General features: G+C 62.5%; 14 protein-coding genes. 5 read left to right on the top strand and 9 right to left on the bottom strand.

Going from position 1 to position 12,621, the window contains the following annotated elements; translation table 11 throughout:
• Positions 1 to 32: 32 nt before the first annotated feature.
• The 3 genes from hmgB to BSG09_RS05590 form a co-directional block, all read right to left on the bottom strand.
• A complete protein-coding gene (gene hmgB / locus BSG09_RS05600; protein ID WP_092931015.1) occupies positions 33 to 1,370 on the bottom strand; it encodes a hydroxymethylglutaryl-CoA synthase in 1,338 nt (445 codons plus the stop codon).
• Positions 1,371 to 1,703: 333 nt separating this feature from the next.
• Complete coding sequence (locus tag BSG09_RS05595; protein ID WP_092931013.1) at positions 1,704 to 2,282, bottom strand: DUF2150 family protein; 579 nt, start codon at positions 2,280 to 2,282, stop codon at positions 1,704 to 1,706.
• Between the two features lie 198 nt (positions 2,283 to 2,480).
• Complete coding sequence (locus BSG09_RS05590; RefSeq protein ID WP_092931011.1) at positions 2,481 to 3,332, bottom strand: TatD family hydrolase; 852 nt, start codon at positions 3,330 to 3,332, stop codon at positions 2,481 to 2,483.
• 224 nt (positions 3,333 to 3,556) lie between these two features.
• On the opposite strand from BSG09_RS05590, the gene BSG09_RS05585 reads away from it, so the two are divergent.
• Positions 3,557 to 5,128 (top strand): Na+/H+ antiporter NhaC family protein, encoded by a 1,572-nt coding sequence (locus tag BSG09_RS05585; RefSeq protein ID WP_092931009.1) that lies wholly within the window; start codon positions 3,557 to 3,559, stop codon positions 5,126 to 5,128.
• A complete protein-coding gene (locus tag BSG09_RS05580; RefSeq protein WP_092931007.1) occupies positions 5,125 to 5,397 on the top strand; it encodes a DUF7513 family protein in 273 nt (90 codons plus the stop codon). The genes BSG09_RS05585 and BSG09_RS05580 overlap by 4 nt, the downstream gene beginning before the upstream one ends.
• Before the next feature lie 27 nt (positions 5,398 to 5,424).
• Here BSG09_RS05580 and BSG09_RS05575 read toward each other — a convergent pair whose 3' ends face one another.
• On the bottom strand, positions 5,425 to 5,901 hold the full coding sequence (locus BSG09_RS05575) for an NYN domain-containing protein (protein WP_092931005.1): 477 nt from the start codon (positions 5,899 to 5,901) through the stop codon (positions 5,425 to 5,427).
• A gap of 127 nt (positions 5,902 to 6,028) precedes the next feature.
• On the opposite strand from BSG09_RS05575, the gene gcvT reads away from it, so the two are divergent.
• Positions 6,029 to 7,168 (top strand): glycine cleavage system aminomethyltransferase GcvT, encoded by a 1,140-nt coding sequence (gene gcvT / locus BSG09_RS05570; protein WP_092931003.1) that lies wholly within the window; start codon positions 6,029 to 6,031, stop codon positions 7,166 to 7,168.
• 1 nt (position 7,169) lies between these two features.
• The gene (gene gcvH / locus BSG09_RS05565) at positions 7,170 to 7,553 is read left to right on the top strand and encodes a glycine cleavage system protein GcvH (protein ID WP_092931001.1); all 384 of its coding nucleotides are present in this window, start codon (positions 7,170 to 7,172) and stop codon (positions 7,551 to 7,553) included.
• Positions 7,554 to 7,558: 5 nt separating this feature from the next.
• On the opposite strand, the gene BSG09_RS21530 is transcribed toward gcvH, so the two are convergent.
• The 3 genes from BSG09_RS21530 to BSG09_RS05550 all read right to left on the bottom strand — a co-directional run bounded on the left by BSG09_RS21530 (position 7,559) and on the right by BSG09_RS05550 (position 9,900).
• On the bottom strand, positions 7,559 to 7,681 hold the full coding sequence (locus BSG09_RS21530) for a hypothetical protein (protein ID WP_262488507.1): 123 nt from the start codon (positions 7,679 to 7,681) through the stop codon (positions 7,559 to 7,561).
• 227 nt (positions 7,682 to 7,908) lie between these two features.
• Entirely contained in the window at positions 7,909 to 9,087 is a 1,179-nt protein-coding gene (locus tag BSG09_RS05555; RefSeq protein WP_092930997.1) for a redox-regulated ATPase YchF, read from the bottom strand.
• A gap of 81 nt (positions 9,088 to 9,168) precedes the next feature.
• Positions 9,169 to 9,900 carry a GNAT family N-acetyltransferase gene (locus BSG09_RS05550; RefSeq protein WP_092930995.1) on the bottom strand — a complete coding sequence of 244 codons (732 nt, stop codon included), beginning with the start codon at positions 9,898 to 9,900 and terminating at the stop codon, positions 9,169 to 9,171.
• 238 nt (positions 9,901 to 10,138) lie between these two features.
• Here BSG09_RS05550 and BSG09_RS05545 point away from each other — a divergent pair, with 238 nt between their 5' ends.
• The gene (locus tag BSG09_RS05545) at positions 10,139 to 10,588 is read left to right on the top strand and encodes a hypothetical protein (RefSeq protein ID WP_092931267.1); all 450 of its coding nucleotides are present in this window, start codon (positions 10,139 to 10,141) and stop codon (positions 10,586 to 10,588) included.
• 193 nt (positions 10,589 to 10,781) lie between these two features.
• Here BSG09_RS05545 and BSG09_RS05540 read toward each other — a convergent pair whose 3' ends face one another.
• Complete coding sequence (locus BSG09_RS05540) at positions 10,782 to 11,363, bottom strand: DUF7344 domain-containing protein (RefSeq protein ID WP_092930993.1); 582 nt, start codon at positions 11,361 to 11,363, stop codon at positions 10,782 to 10,784.
• A gap of 442 nt (positions 11,364 to 11,805) precedes the next feature.
• The gene (locus BSG09_RS05535) at positions 11,806 to 12,501 is read right to left on the bottom strand and encodes a helix-turn-helix domain-containing protein (RefSeq protein WP_092930991.1); all 696 of its coding nucleotides are present in this window, start codon (positions 12,499 to 12,501) and stop codon (positions 11,806 to 11,808) included.
• Positions 12,502 to 12,621: the final 120 nt, after the last annotated feature.

Below are 12,621 nucleotides of genomic sequence, written 5' to 3'. Positions count from 1 at the left end.
AATGCTCGCGAAACTCCGATCAAAAAACGCGGCTATTCGACGTACCGGTACTTTCGCTCGCCCATGCGGCCCCAGCCGTCGAAGACGAACTCCTCGCTCGGCGTTGTGAACTCCTCGACGTCGACGTCCATCTCGTGGTTGTGGACGTCGTGGATCTCCTCGTAGTCTTCCCACGTCATCTCGTAGCGGTCGGCGAGCTGTTCGTCGACGTTCAAGGCCTCGATTTCGGCTTCCCAGCCGTCCTGAATCGTCTCGGCGTGAATCTCCGCCTGTGCGCCGCTGCCGTAGGAGCCCACGAGCAGTTTCTCACCCGTCATGTCGCGGCCTGCCTCGAGTGCGTGTTTGAGCGCGCTCGCGCGGGCGACGTGAACGGAGCCGGTATACCAGTTGCCCACGTTGCGGGAGATCGTCAGCGTCGGGTCGATCGTCGCGTCGTACCACTCGGCGTAGCGGTCGGTGTCCTTGAGCGCGTCCATGTACTCCCGGAGGGCGTCGCGATACTCCTCGTCGGAGTCGAACGCTTCGGGACGTGGCTGGCGACCGATCTCCTCGGCGAGTTCGTCTTCGGTCGGTGTATCGCGAATGACGTGGCGGAACGCCAGCAGGGCGGCCTTTCGGACCATCCCCGGGAACGGCGTGTGGAACGGCGCGTAGACGAAGTCGTCTTCGTGGACCTCGCCGGCGACGCTCTCGAAGTCCTCGAGTGCCTCGCGCATCCGTGCGAGGTAGACCTGCACGGAGCGTTTACCGTCGACCGACGGGAACTGCTGGTTAGGTTTGAGGAAGTCGGTCTCGTCGGCCGAGCCATACCCCTGCTCGGTCGAGAGTTCGACGAGGTTGGGGTCCTCGCTGATGAGCATCGCGACGGCACCGGCACCTTGGGTCGCCTCGCCAGCATCGCCTCGGGCGTAGAGAGCAGTGTCGGTCGCGATAACCAGCGCCGAGCGACCGCGGTTGCGGCCCGCGCGGATCCAGTTGCAGGCGTCGTCCAGACTCTGGGTCCCCGCGATACAGGCGAACTTCCGCTCGCCTTTGTTCGCATGGTGGAAGTCGCCGTCGTAGACCTGCTCGAGACAGCCAGCGACGTACGTCGAAACCGGTTTCGAGTTGTCGAAGGCACTCTCGGTCGCGACGTCGATTCGGCCGATATCGTCGGGCTCGAGGCCTTTGCGCTCCATCAGCCGGTGGGCGGCGTTTGCCCCCATCGTGACGATGTCTTCGTAGCTGTCGGGGAACGAACTGGCGTTGAGGCCAAGTCCCTTCGTGTATTTTTCCGGGTCTTCGCCCTTCTCCGCGGCGAACGTCCCCGGCAGATCGAGTTTGAGGTTCCCGGTCCAGATCTCGACGGCGTCGATGCCGACTGCTGTCATACCTGTCCAATACAGGTGATAGTACAAGGTATTGTCGTTCCCTGTTTCGACGATCGACGATATTCTCGTGGCACCGATCACGATCGACGTGCTCCATATCGTGCCCGCTCGCGATACGGCTCGAGCGGAAGACGGCGACTGAACGGCCCGTCATTCCTGCGTTCAACGGCTCTAGTAGCCACTGAACGTCACTGCACACCCGGTCGCACGACGGGAGCGGTTCGGAGCGCACCGCGACCGAGATCGCGGACTGTGTGATCGGTGTGTCAATCGGTTCAGTTGTTACTACCGTGACGATCGATCGATGAAAATCAGCACACGCCGCGATCGCGGTTACTCGTCTTCTTCGACGACTTCCGGATCGCTCATCGCGCTCTGGAGGCTGTCGAGGCCGTTGATCCACTCCGTGACCAGGCCGTACTCGAGGCCCTCGGCGACGGTCATATCGAGCTCCTCGCCATCGATGATGAGCGTGCCAGCCTGGGCTGCATAGCCGAGTGCGGCATCGAGGTCTTCCTCGGCTTCGGCGTCGGCGGCGGCGCTGAGATAGTCGCTGACAGTGCCGTCTTCGGCCGGGCCGTTGGCGACGTACTCCTCGGCCGCAAAGAAGACACAGACCAGACTCGTCTGGACACCGTCGACGAGGATCAGTTTCTCCTCGTCGTCGATGCCGACTTCGCTGAGGACGATCTCGCGGACGTCTTCGATCTCCGCGAGCGTTTCCTCCGCATCGAGTTCCCCGTCGTCGTAGGCGGCGACGATCTTTGCGATCGCGATCGCCGTGTCGTCTTGCAGGTTCAACAGGAGTCGGGCCGAGTCTTCGTCTTCCGGATCGATATCTTCGTCTTTGATGCGATCGATCCAGTTCTGCCAGCGTTCCTCCGAGTAGAACTCGGTCGGGGGATTGCTCATACAGACACCTACACCGGCCGCTTGAAATGCCTTTCTCTACATTAGCCGAACGGATCGACTATCAGAGTTCGATAAACGACCGCAACAGCGTCTCAGAAGGCCATTTTGCTGTTTAGCTATGGGTGGTCGCTGGTGTGCGTCCACCACCGCCCGAACGAGCGTCCTCGAGCGCGCCGGGAGCGACCCCGTCACACCCGGTTACGCCTCGCGCTCGAGTGTCGCTTCCGTGTCGATTCCGTACACTCGCTTCGGCGTCTCGACGTGGGCGTTGCGAACCGCCTCGTCGTAGCCGTTCTCGAGCAGCCACCGAACCCGCCGGGGGACCGTCTTGGGGCCGAGCACCGCCCCCGGTCGGTCGGGGTCGTCGATGTAGTCGGTCTCCATGAGGAACGGCTCGCCGCGCTCGGCAGCGCGCTCGAGTTCGTCTTTGTCGCAGATCACGCTCGGAGTCGGTCCCGCGAGTCGACCGCTCGCGTAGTGTTTGACGACCTTGTGGGCCGGCATCCCAGCCTCGATGGCCCAGTCGGCCACCTCGGTCATATCCTCGCTGGCCTCGGCATGCAGTTGGACGGCACACTCGAGATCGGCCGCATGGTCGAACGCCCGGCGCATAACCGCGTTTGAGGCGTCCCAGACGGCGTCGTCGACCTCGTAGTGGGGGCGACCGGATTTCAGCGCCAGCGCATCACCCGAGTCGACGTACTCCGCGGCGATGTCGATTCCGGCCTGCATCAGTTCGCGGGCTTCATCGGGCGTAAAATCGCGGTCATCGACCAGTCGCGAGATCAACCCCGGATGGATGCCCAGCACCGGCCAGGCCTGTCCTGCGAGTTCGCTCGAGGCTTCCTCGACGACCTCGATCGTGCGCTCGAAGACCGCCCGGAAGTCCTCGCCGGTCTCGGCTTCGACGCCGAGGTGCCAGGAGGGTTTGTTCACCACGAGCAGATGGGTGCCGCCGACGCGGGCGAAGTCTTTGACGGCGTCGATGCCCCGGTGGTTGTCCGGATCGAGGTGGAGGTGGTCGTCTAGCACCGGCCGATCGTCGATCATACTCGAGACTCTGCAGGCCGCGCTCGAAAAGTCACCGACTTCCGGACACCGGCGACGGACGGCAGTCCATGTCTATCAATGAGTGACACTCGAGTACCGAGCGATGTCCGCCTTCGCTGTGGCCGCCCAGTACCGACAGCGGGGAAGCGTGATCGATTCTGTTAGGAATAGTTATACTCACGGATACGTATAGTGCTACCGTACGCCAGTATGTGTGATCAAGTATGAGTGATACCGGAAACGGGTCGGCAGATGACGGACCGACAGACCAGTTTACACAACCGGATCGCGATCGTGGGCCGACCGTCGAGTTCTATGGCGGTCGGGGAATGAGCGCGTTCCCGATCGCGTTTTTCATCGTGTGGGCCATCGTCCAGACCGCGCTCTGGCGAATCGGCGACACGGGCGGGCTCATCGTCGGCATCCTGATCGGACTCATCGTCGGCATGTTCTTCGTCCGGGGCAACTGGCAGTCCTACGCCAACACGATATTCGAAGGGATGACCCAGCCGGTCGCCGTGACAGCCATCGTGGCGTGGATCTGGGCGGGGATGTTCGCCCAGCTCCTGCAAGACGGCGGCTTCGTCGGTGGCCTCGTCTGGCTGGCTGACACTGCGGGCATCGGCGCGGCATTATTCCCGGCGATCACGTTCGTCCTCGCGGCCGTCTTCACGACAGGGATCGGGACCGGCTACGGCGCGACCGTCGCCTTCGTTGGCCTGTTCTTCCCCGCTGGCGTGTTACTCGGTGCGAACCCCGTCTTGCTGTTCGGCGCGATCCTCTCGGGTGCGATCTTCGGCGACAACCTCGCACCCGTCAGCGACACGACGATCGTCAGTGCTGTCACCCAGGATGCCGACATCGGTGGCGTCGTCGCCTCGCGGTTCAAGTACGTGATCGTCGCCGCGGTGATCGCCTTCGTCGGCTACGTCGCCGCTGGCAGCGCGATGAGTGGCCTCGAGATCAGCGCCGAAGCCCAGGCGATCTTCCTCGAGAGCAGCGAGGCGATCGGTCTCGTCCACGTCATCTCGATGCTCGCAGTCATCGGCGCGGCGATCGCTGGCCGCCACATCGTCGAGGCGATCTCGTGGGGGATCGTCCTCGCAGTCGTCTTCAACCTCGCGTTCGGCCTGACGACCCTCGGCGACATCGTTATGTTCAACGCTCCACCGGACGCGCCGCTGTCCGAACCGCTTGCGAGCCTGCCGATCCTCACCGTCGTCGAAGAACCCAGTGCGATCGGCGTCACCGGTAGTCTGATGACCGGCGTCGCCGGCTTTCTCGAGCTCTCGATTCTCGTCCTCCTGATCATCGGTGCGGCCCAGATCATGATCCGCGGCGGCGCATTCGAGGCGCTGCTCGAGTGGTCGATCGACAACCTCGCGACGAACGTCCGTAACGCCGAACTCACGATGGTCGGCTCGGCAGCGCTGATCAACGCGATAATCACCATCAACACTGCTGCCGAAGTCGCGATCGGGCCTTACATCTCGAAGATCGGTGAGCGGTTCAACCTGAACGGCTACCGACGGGCGAACATTCTCGACGGCCAGACCGCAGCGTTGGGCTACATCTTCCCGTGGTCGGGCGGCGTGCTGGCCGGCTACAGCGCGATGCAGGAGTTGCCCGGCAATTACGAGTGGCTCGACCAGTCGATGCTCGTCACGCCGATCGACGTCGTCCCGTTCGTCTTCCAAGGCTGGCTACTCGTTGCGGTGTTCGTCGTCGCGGCACTCACCGGCTTCGGCCGCGAATACGTTATCGACCGCCAGAGCGAGGAGGTGGCCCGCGTATGAGCCTCTTCAGCAAGTATCTCAAGGGCTGGCGACTTCGCGCGAACCGGCCGACGCTCGAGCCCGGCTCCGAGATCGACGTTTTCGTCGCCGAAACCAACGGCACTAGCGGCCGCGCGTACATCGGCGATACGGAGCTAATCGTCAACGGTGCCGGCCCGGAGACGGTCGAGAAACAGGTCCGCGTGCGCGTAACCGACTTCGACGAGACGACCGCAACGGGGCAGGGCGAACTGCTCGAGGTCGTTGGCGAAAGCTCCTACAGCGGCTAAAACACGTCTTTTCCCGGCGCGCTCGCATTATGGCTCTGGCTCGAGCGTCACCGCCTCGTCGGCGGCGTTTCGCAGTGCGTCCGAGCGACCATGTGTGCCTGGGGCGATCGCGATCGTCTCGACGCCGACGGTCCCTGCGTGCTCGAGGACAGGCTTGAAATCGGTATCTCTCGAGGCGATCGCAAGCCGGTCGATGGTGCCATCGCCCGCGAACGCGGTCGCGTCGACGGCGAGTTTGACGTCGACGTCGCCGCTGGTGACGATTACTTCGAAGCCGCGGGCCTCGGCGGCCTGAATGAGGCCGGGTGTGGCGTGTTCGTCGAGATAGAGTCGGATAACGCCGATCCGGCCGAGGTCGCGCGCTGCGTCGCGCAGATCGTCGAGGTCGACATCGAACTCGTCGCGGAAGACGTTCGGCCCGTCGACGAACAGCCCCACCGCCGGCTCGGCGTCGAGTTGTGGGTCGACCAGCTGGGCGAGACGGGCGCGAACGCGGTCGAACATACCCTGCTTTCCCGTGGCCGCGAGATAGATGTGACGAAACGTCCCGACGAGTGTGGGAGACGAAACTGCAAGCGATCGCACCCGGCCGACGAAAAGACATTACTATGCTGCGGATGACGGTTCGAGTATGCCGCTTCAGACGCCGCCGTTACGTGGGTTACACGACGAGCGCGGAGCGAAGTTCACGGAGTTTGGCGGCTGGGACATGCCGGTCGAGTTCGATTCGATCCAGACCGAGCACGCGGCCGTCCGGGAAGACGTCGGCATCTTCGATGTCTCCCATATGGGCCAGCTTCACGTCACCGGTCCGGACGCGACGGAGCTCATGCAACGGCTGACGTCGAACGACGTCACCCGGCTCGCGGTCGGTGACTCCCAGTACGCCGCGATCACCGACGAGGACGGGATCATCATCGACGACACCGTCGTCTATCGCCTCCCCGACGAGGGCGAGACGCCCGCGGCGTCTCGGGGAGACGGCGACGCCGTCGATGGTGAGCCGACCTACCTGTTCGTCCCCAACGCCGGCACTGATGAGGCTACCCACGAACGGTGGCTCAGCTACCGCAACGAGTGGGACCTCGAGGCGACCGTCGACAACCGGACCGACGAGTACGCCATGTTCGCCATCCAGGGACCGAACGCGCCCGAGCTGGTCGCGGACGTCACCGACGAGTCGGTCACCGACCTTGAGCGCTTCGAAGCCCGGTACGCGACGATCGACGGCGTCGAGTGCTGGACCGCCCGGACGGGCTACACCGGCGAAGACGGCTTCGAGCTGATCGTCCCGTGGAACGCGGCTGAAGAGATCTGGACGGCATTCGACTGTCAGCCCTGCGGCCTTGGGGCCCGCGATACGCTCCGCATCGAGGCCGGACTACTACTCGCCGGACAGGAGTTCGACCACGAGACCGATCCGCGCACGCCCTACGAGGCCGGCATCGGCTTTACGGTCGCGCTCGAGACCGAGTTCGTCGGCCGCGATGCCTTGGCCGAGATTGACGAAACCGGCGTCGACGAACGGCTCGTCGGCTTCCAGCTGATCGACCGTGGCGTCCCCCGCCACGGCTACGACATCACGTCCACCGAGAGCCGGGTCATCGGCACCGTCACCAGCGGGACGATGAGCCCCACGCTCGAGCAGCCGATCGGCCTCGGCTACGTGCCGGTCGAGTACGCCGAACCGGGCACGACCCTACAGGTCGTCGTCCGCGGCCAGTCGAAAAAGGCAAGAGTTGAGACCACGCCCTTCATTGACACAGTATAACATGAGCTTCGACGTTCCCGACGAGAGACAGTACCTAGAATCGCACGAGTGGGCACTCGAGACAGACGGCGTCGTCCGCGTGGGCATCACCGATTTCGCCCAGGACGAACTCGGCGACGTGGTCTTCGTCGAACTTCCCGACGAGGGCGACGCCCTCGAGCAGGAAGGCGAGTTCGGCGTCGTCGAATCGATCAAAGCCGTCTCCGACCTCTACGCCCCCGTCAGCGGCGAGGTCGTCGCGGTCAACGATGAGCTGTTCGACGCTCCCGAACTCGTCAACGACGACCCATTCGGCGACGGCTGGATGCTCGAGATCGAGCCTGACGACGCTGACGAACTCGAGGACCTGCTGACGGCCGACGAGTACCAAGACCAGATCGCATAAACGAATTAGTTCTGTTCTTGCTCCTGGGCGATTCGGTGGAGTGCATCCGCGATTCCCTCCACAGCAGCGACGAATCGCCACGAGAGATAGAGCACTCCAAGCAGGAAACCAAGCCAGATTATAGTCATAGTATGTTGGGTTATAAATAAATATATTGACAGGATCCCGTAGAGGACACCAATCCCGACGAACCACTTCTGGGGAACTGTCGGCGGAGACCAACTAGACATATTTCATCCTTAAAAACATTCGTATATAATGGTGGCTATTGCTACTCAGATAGATCGCTAGAGACGGATCACTGCGCCGTCTACGCACGTAACTGGAAGCGAGACTCGAGTTGTAGTGGTGGCTCTTAGTTCGTGCTCACGATCTTGATCACGTCTCCTTCCTCGAGTTCGTAGTCCTCCCCCACTTCTCGATTCGACTTGGCGTTGACGGCGTGTAAATAGCCGTCGCCGATGTCGGAGTGGACCGCGTAGGCGAGATCGACCGGCGTCGAGCCATCGGGCAAGAGGAATGCGTCGGGAAGAATATTGCCGCTGCCGTCGGACCACTTTGCGGCGTCCTCAACCGGATAGGCGGTGATGTGCTCGAGTAGGTCGTAGACCGCGTGATCGAGGGCCGCCTGGACGCCGGTGCCGTTCCACTCGGCCATCGTGTCTGCGAGCTCCTCGAGGGCATTGCGCTGGGCGTCGTTGACGTCGTCGCCGATCGCGATCGTGTCGTCGCCAGGGTCGTAGTCGACGAGGCCGTTGTCGGCGGCCCGGCGAAGCGCGAGTTCGCCCTCCGCGGTGGTCGGGATGACAGGTTTGTTTAACTCGAGCAGGCGTTCGACGTTTTCCTCGGGCGCGATGTCGATCTTGTTCGCCGCGACGACGATCGGTTTGGTGCGCTGGCGGACGTCACGCGCGAGCGCCTCGCGGTGCTCGTCTTCCCACTGGATCGGATCGTCGGGGTAGTCCAGATCGCGGAGGACGATCGCGATCTGTTTCGGCGAGGCACCGAATCCGGAGAGCATCTCCGCCAGTGCGTCGTCGATGTCGAAATCGGGCGACCGGGATTTGCGCTCGACGGACTCCCAGTTGCGCTCGACGATGCCTGCCAGCCAGAGGTCCATCTCTTCCTCGATGAAGTCGATGTCCTCGAGCGGGTCGTGTTCGCCGATATCGACGGGTTCACCCTTTTCGTTCGTGCCGCCGGAGGCGTCGACGACGTTGACGATGACGTCCGCGTTCGTCAGTTCGTCGAGAAACTGGTTGCCCAGCCCCTTTCCCTCGTGGGCACCCGGGACGAGCCCCGCGACGTCTAGGAGTTCGATCGGGACGTAGCGCTTCCCGTCCTCGCAGTTGTCGGCGTTACAGCGCTCATCGCGCTCCAGGCAGGGACACTCGGTCCGGACGTAGCTGACCCCGCGGTTGGCGTCGATCGTCGTAAAGGGATAGTTGGCGACGTCTACATCCGCCATCGTCGCCGCCGTGTAGAACGTGGACTTGCCGGCGTTTGGCTTCCCGGCAAGCGCGATCGAAAGCATGGCTCAGGGTAGCAGGGTCCGGGAAAACTACCTTTCGATTCCGACGATGGCGGGTCGACCGAGTGGATCGCAGTCTCGCGTCTAGAGTTCGACGGCCATCATCACTTCGTCGACGTACTTGCCGTCGAGCTTGTAGTGGTCCTCGCGAACGGCCTCGGTCTCCCAGCCGTGGTTTTCGAGGAACGTGATCGCATCCTCGTTGGCCGAGGGCACGCTCTGGTAGACCTTCTCGTAGCCGTTGGACGCAGCCCACTCGAGGCCGCGCGAGAGGAGGTGTGAGCCGACACCGTGTCCGCGATACTCCTCGATGACCCCGACAGTGAGTTCGGCGGTGTGGCTCAGTTTTTCGAGTTCCGGCGCGTGGAGGTGGACCCAGCCGACGACGTCGTCGTCGACAGTGGCGACGAAGAACATCCGCGACTCGATCTCGTTGTGCCGGAGGAGGGCGCTTTCGTGGTCGATCTCGTCGGCGACGGTCTCGGCGACGATGTACGTTTTCTCCTCGGCGACCTGTCGGATCGCGCCGACAATCCCCGTCAGATCTTCCTGGCGCGCCGGCCGGATGTGAAACTCGAGATCCTCGTCGACGTACTCTTCCTCTGTGCCCGCTTCGAGGGACACCCTGAGCGTGCCGTCTTCTTCCTCGAGTCGTCCGTCTCGCTTGAGGATCGCGACGTGATGGCGGAACCCGCCCGGGTCGAGGCCGAGTTGTTCGCGCGTCTCTTCAGGATCGACTGCGCCGCGTCGTTCGACGTACTCGTAGATCTGTTTGCGGTCCGTGTGGCCGAACTCGAGCGTCTCTGCCGACTCCATGTCAGTCGCTACCACAAACCAATACTTAACGCTTGGCCGGCCGATCCAGCCAGTTCGACACCCGAGCCAGGCCGCAGCTGACGCGAGCAGTATTCACTTGCCGGATCGTGGAGCGATCAGCCACACCGGTCCTTAAGACGACAACTGGTACAGCCAAGCGACCTTCCACCGCCAGGCCCTCACTTCGAGTGCGTGAGATGGCGCTCGTGGGGTACAGAGCGTGCATCTCGCGGTCCCGATGATCGACGCGACCCTCATTGGTGCTGGCTGTGCGCTCGCCCTCTCCCTCGCGGTCGGACTGGTGGCCCACGAATGGGCACACGCGACAGTCCTTCGGCTCGCCGGGGTCGATTACGCTATCTCTTATTTTCCCGGCCGACCCGATGGAATTGTGGCGCTGGTAACGACCCATCCGTGGGCCGTCGTCGTCCCTCGCCCGACCGGACACGAACCAGCCTGGATCCTTCGTCTCGCCGCGCTTGCACCCGCTGCACTCGCTGTTCCTGTCTTCGGACTGGGGCTAGCTGGCACCGTGTCGATGGACACGCCGGTTGTCGCTGCAACCGCCATCGGCTGGCTCGCCTGTGCGCTCCCCAGTCCACAGGATTTCTCCGTTGCGTTCTACGCCGACCGACTCCTCGAGCGATCCCGCACAGTGAACACGGCGACCGGTCCTCGCGCCGACTGACGGTCGTCGTTCGGCCGCCGTGTTCGGACAGCGACGGGACACAATCGTCATCGTCGACTGACACGGACTCTTGTCGGTCAGTGCCGGCGCACCCGCGACTCGTCATGCGGGTGTGCCGGGACATCAGTAAAGCAGACCGTATGACACCCCATCTCCGATCGCACGACAGCACTCCGATCTGCCCGGCGTTCGTCTAATTGGACAACTCGAGATCGAACGCACCAGTCGACCACGCGTGTGCGCTCGTAACGATTGCGAACGCGACGAGGACGACCCACGCCCCGACGAGGCCGGTGATCGGAACGATGTCTGCGGTGACTGCCGCCATACCCAGTCCGCAGCAGACGACCGCTCCCGCGTATCGCCGCGGCCACCGGGGAGGCGACGGGGGTTGAGACGGCGGCTCGAGATACGGCTGCAACTGCTTGGTATGCGGCGTCGGCTCGACCCAGCCGCGGTCTTTGTCGTAGTTGACGATGCCGTGGTTGTCGAGTTTCGGGAGGTGTGACTGATACAGCGAGATGTAGACACGCTGGCGTTCGTCGGAGGTCAGGTTGTCGACGGTCGTTTCTTGTTCCCAGGCGGCGACCTGTTCGGCGAGGTCCCGCAACCGAACCCGGTCGTCTGCGGTACGAAGGTATCGAAGCACGTCCCGCCGGCGTTGTGTTTGAAGCAGATGGTAAATCTCGTCGAGCGAAAGGTCAGCCGAATTCTCAATCGACTCGGATGCTCGCGGCGATTCACCGACGGCATCCGTCCGACTACGTCCGATCACGTGAGTTCCCAGACAGAAGTATTCTTGTTCAACAAATAAAACTACGCACTCGTACAACCGTGAACCCGGTATCACCGTGAGAACGCAGTAGACGGCCGTGGGACGACTCGCGATGAGTCCCACAGCAACGCGATCATACAGCCACGAATGATCGCGAATCGTGATTGAGCATGGGTGAGCCACCGATACGCACCGCACTGCTCGGCGACTAAGCGGTCGGCACCACGCCGACAATAGAAATAATGCTCTGTTCGGTAATAAGCTTATTTATTAGCACAATTATGCCCTTCTGATCGAAAAGCAAAGCGAATGTGTGGTATATAGGCCACTGTGTGGGGAATAGTTGTTTTTGATGATGTGTTCAGCGACGCCGAGACACGCTCACGGCAACCTGTAGACTGTCCGACCACGCGCACAGCGACACTACGAGTAAGTGACGGGGTTACCGGTCGATTTCTATCGGCGCGGTTCGCTCAGATAGCTCGGCACTGACGAGGGCGGCGTGACTTCGCCGGAGGCGTTCCGACAGCGCCTGATGTGAAATGCCCAGTTCCGCGGCTAACTCCTTGAGCGTCACCCCCCTCGGAACGTCGAAGTAGCCGAGCTCGTGGGCTTTGCAAACGGTCTCGTACTGTGTTTCTGTCAAGGGTGTCTGTGCCCGTGCGAGGTCGTCAACGCCGCTGATCCGAGTGACGGTGACCCGAAACTCGTATTGCTCGAGCAACTCGTGGCATGCAGACACCGATTCCCGGTCGTGAAAGAGTAACTTCACCACCCACCGCCCGTCAGCACCGCGCGCTGTCAGGATCGCACCGTCGTTCTCGGTGACGATCTGTTCGAGCAGTTTCACGCCGTCTCCAAACTCGAGTCGGAACAGCCACCGATCGTTCTGGCTGGTGACAGCACTGTCATCTGTCGAGGATCGCTTGCCGTCGGCGACGCTCGCGACAACCTCGACCGAGGGATCCGTCTCGAGTGCCTGTTTGACCGTCTCGTGATCCGGCCCGTTCGTCCAGACAAGCGGTGCCGACCCACCAATCATCCCACCGACCTGAAACTCGAACGTCGACACTCGATCGAACGTCCGGGCGAAGCCAAGTCGCGCAGCCGGAATCTCGAGTTCGACGACTGTGGTCATCACCGAACCCCACCACGGTGACGTATAGACGGATTTGGTTTCCGGTAGCCTTTCCCGCCACCCAATTCCAGCGACTGTCATGTTTACATGACTTCTCACTGCACTCATTCGTCGCGTCTG

Origin of the sequence: Natrinema hispanicum (assembly GCF_900111485.1) — an archaeon.
Classification (GTDB): Archaea; Halobacteriota; Halobacteria; order Halobacteriales; family Natrialbaceae; genus Natrinema; species Natrinema hispanicum_A.
This window is presented reverse-complemented; position numbering and strand designations above follow the sequence as displayed.

Bases quoted from the DNA above. Each gene is read 5' to 3' on its own strand.
- hmgB (WP_092931015.1), bottom strand. From the start codon at position 1,370: ATGACAGCAGTCGGCATCGACGCCGTCGAGATCTGGACCGGGAACCTC.
- BSG09_RS05595 (WP_092931013.1), bottom strand. From the start codon at position 2,282: ATGAGCAATCCCCCGACCGAGTTCTACTCGGAGGAACGCTGGCAGAAC.
- BSG09_RS05590 (WP_092931011.1), bottom strand. From the start codon at position 3,332: ATGATCGACGATCGGCCGGTGCTAGACGACCACCTCCACCTCGATCCG.
- BSG09_RS05585 (WP_092931009.1), top strand. From the start codon at position 3,557: ATGAGTGATACCGGAAACGGGTCGGCAGATGACGGACCGACAGACCAG.
- BSG09_RS05580 (WP_092931007.1), top strand. From the start codon at position 5,125: ATGAGCCTCTTCAGCAAGTATCTCAAGGGCTGGCGACTTCGCGCGAAC.
- BSG09_RS05575 (WP_092931005.1), bottom strand. From the start codon at position 5,901: ATGTTCGACCGCGTTCGCGCCCGTCTCGCCCAGCTGGTCGACCCACAA.
- gcvT (WP_092931003.1), top strand. From the start codon at position 6,029: ATGCCGCTTCAGACGCCGCCGTTACGTGGGTTACACGACGAGCGCGGA.
- gcvH (WP_092931001.1), top strand. From the start codon at position 7,170: ATGAGCTTCGACGTTCCCGACGAGAGACAGTACCTAGAATCGCACGAG.
- BSG09_RS21530 (WP_262488507.1), bottom strand. From the start codon at position 7,681: ATGACTATAATCTGGCTTGGTTTCCTGCTTGGAGTGCTCTATCTCTCG.
- BSG09_RS05555 (WP_092930997.1), bottom strand. From the start codon at position 9,087: ATGCTTTCGATCGCGCTTGCCGGGAAGCCAAACGCCGGCAAGTCCACG.
- BSG09_RS05550 (WP_092930995.1), bottom strand. From the start codon at position 9,900: ATGGAGTCGGCAGAGACGCTCGAGTTCGGCCACACGGACCGCAAACAG.
- BSG09_RS05545 (WP_092931267.1), top strand. From the start codon at position 10,139: ATGATCGACGCGACCCTCATTGGTGCTGGCTGTGCGCTCGCCCTCTCC.
- BSG09_RS05535 (WP_092930991.1), bottom strand. From the start codon at position 12,501: ATGACCACAGTCGTCGAACTCGAGATTCCGGCTGCGCGACTTGGCTTC.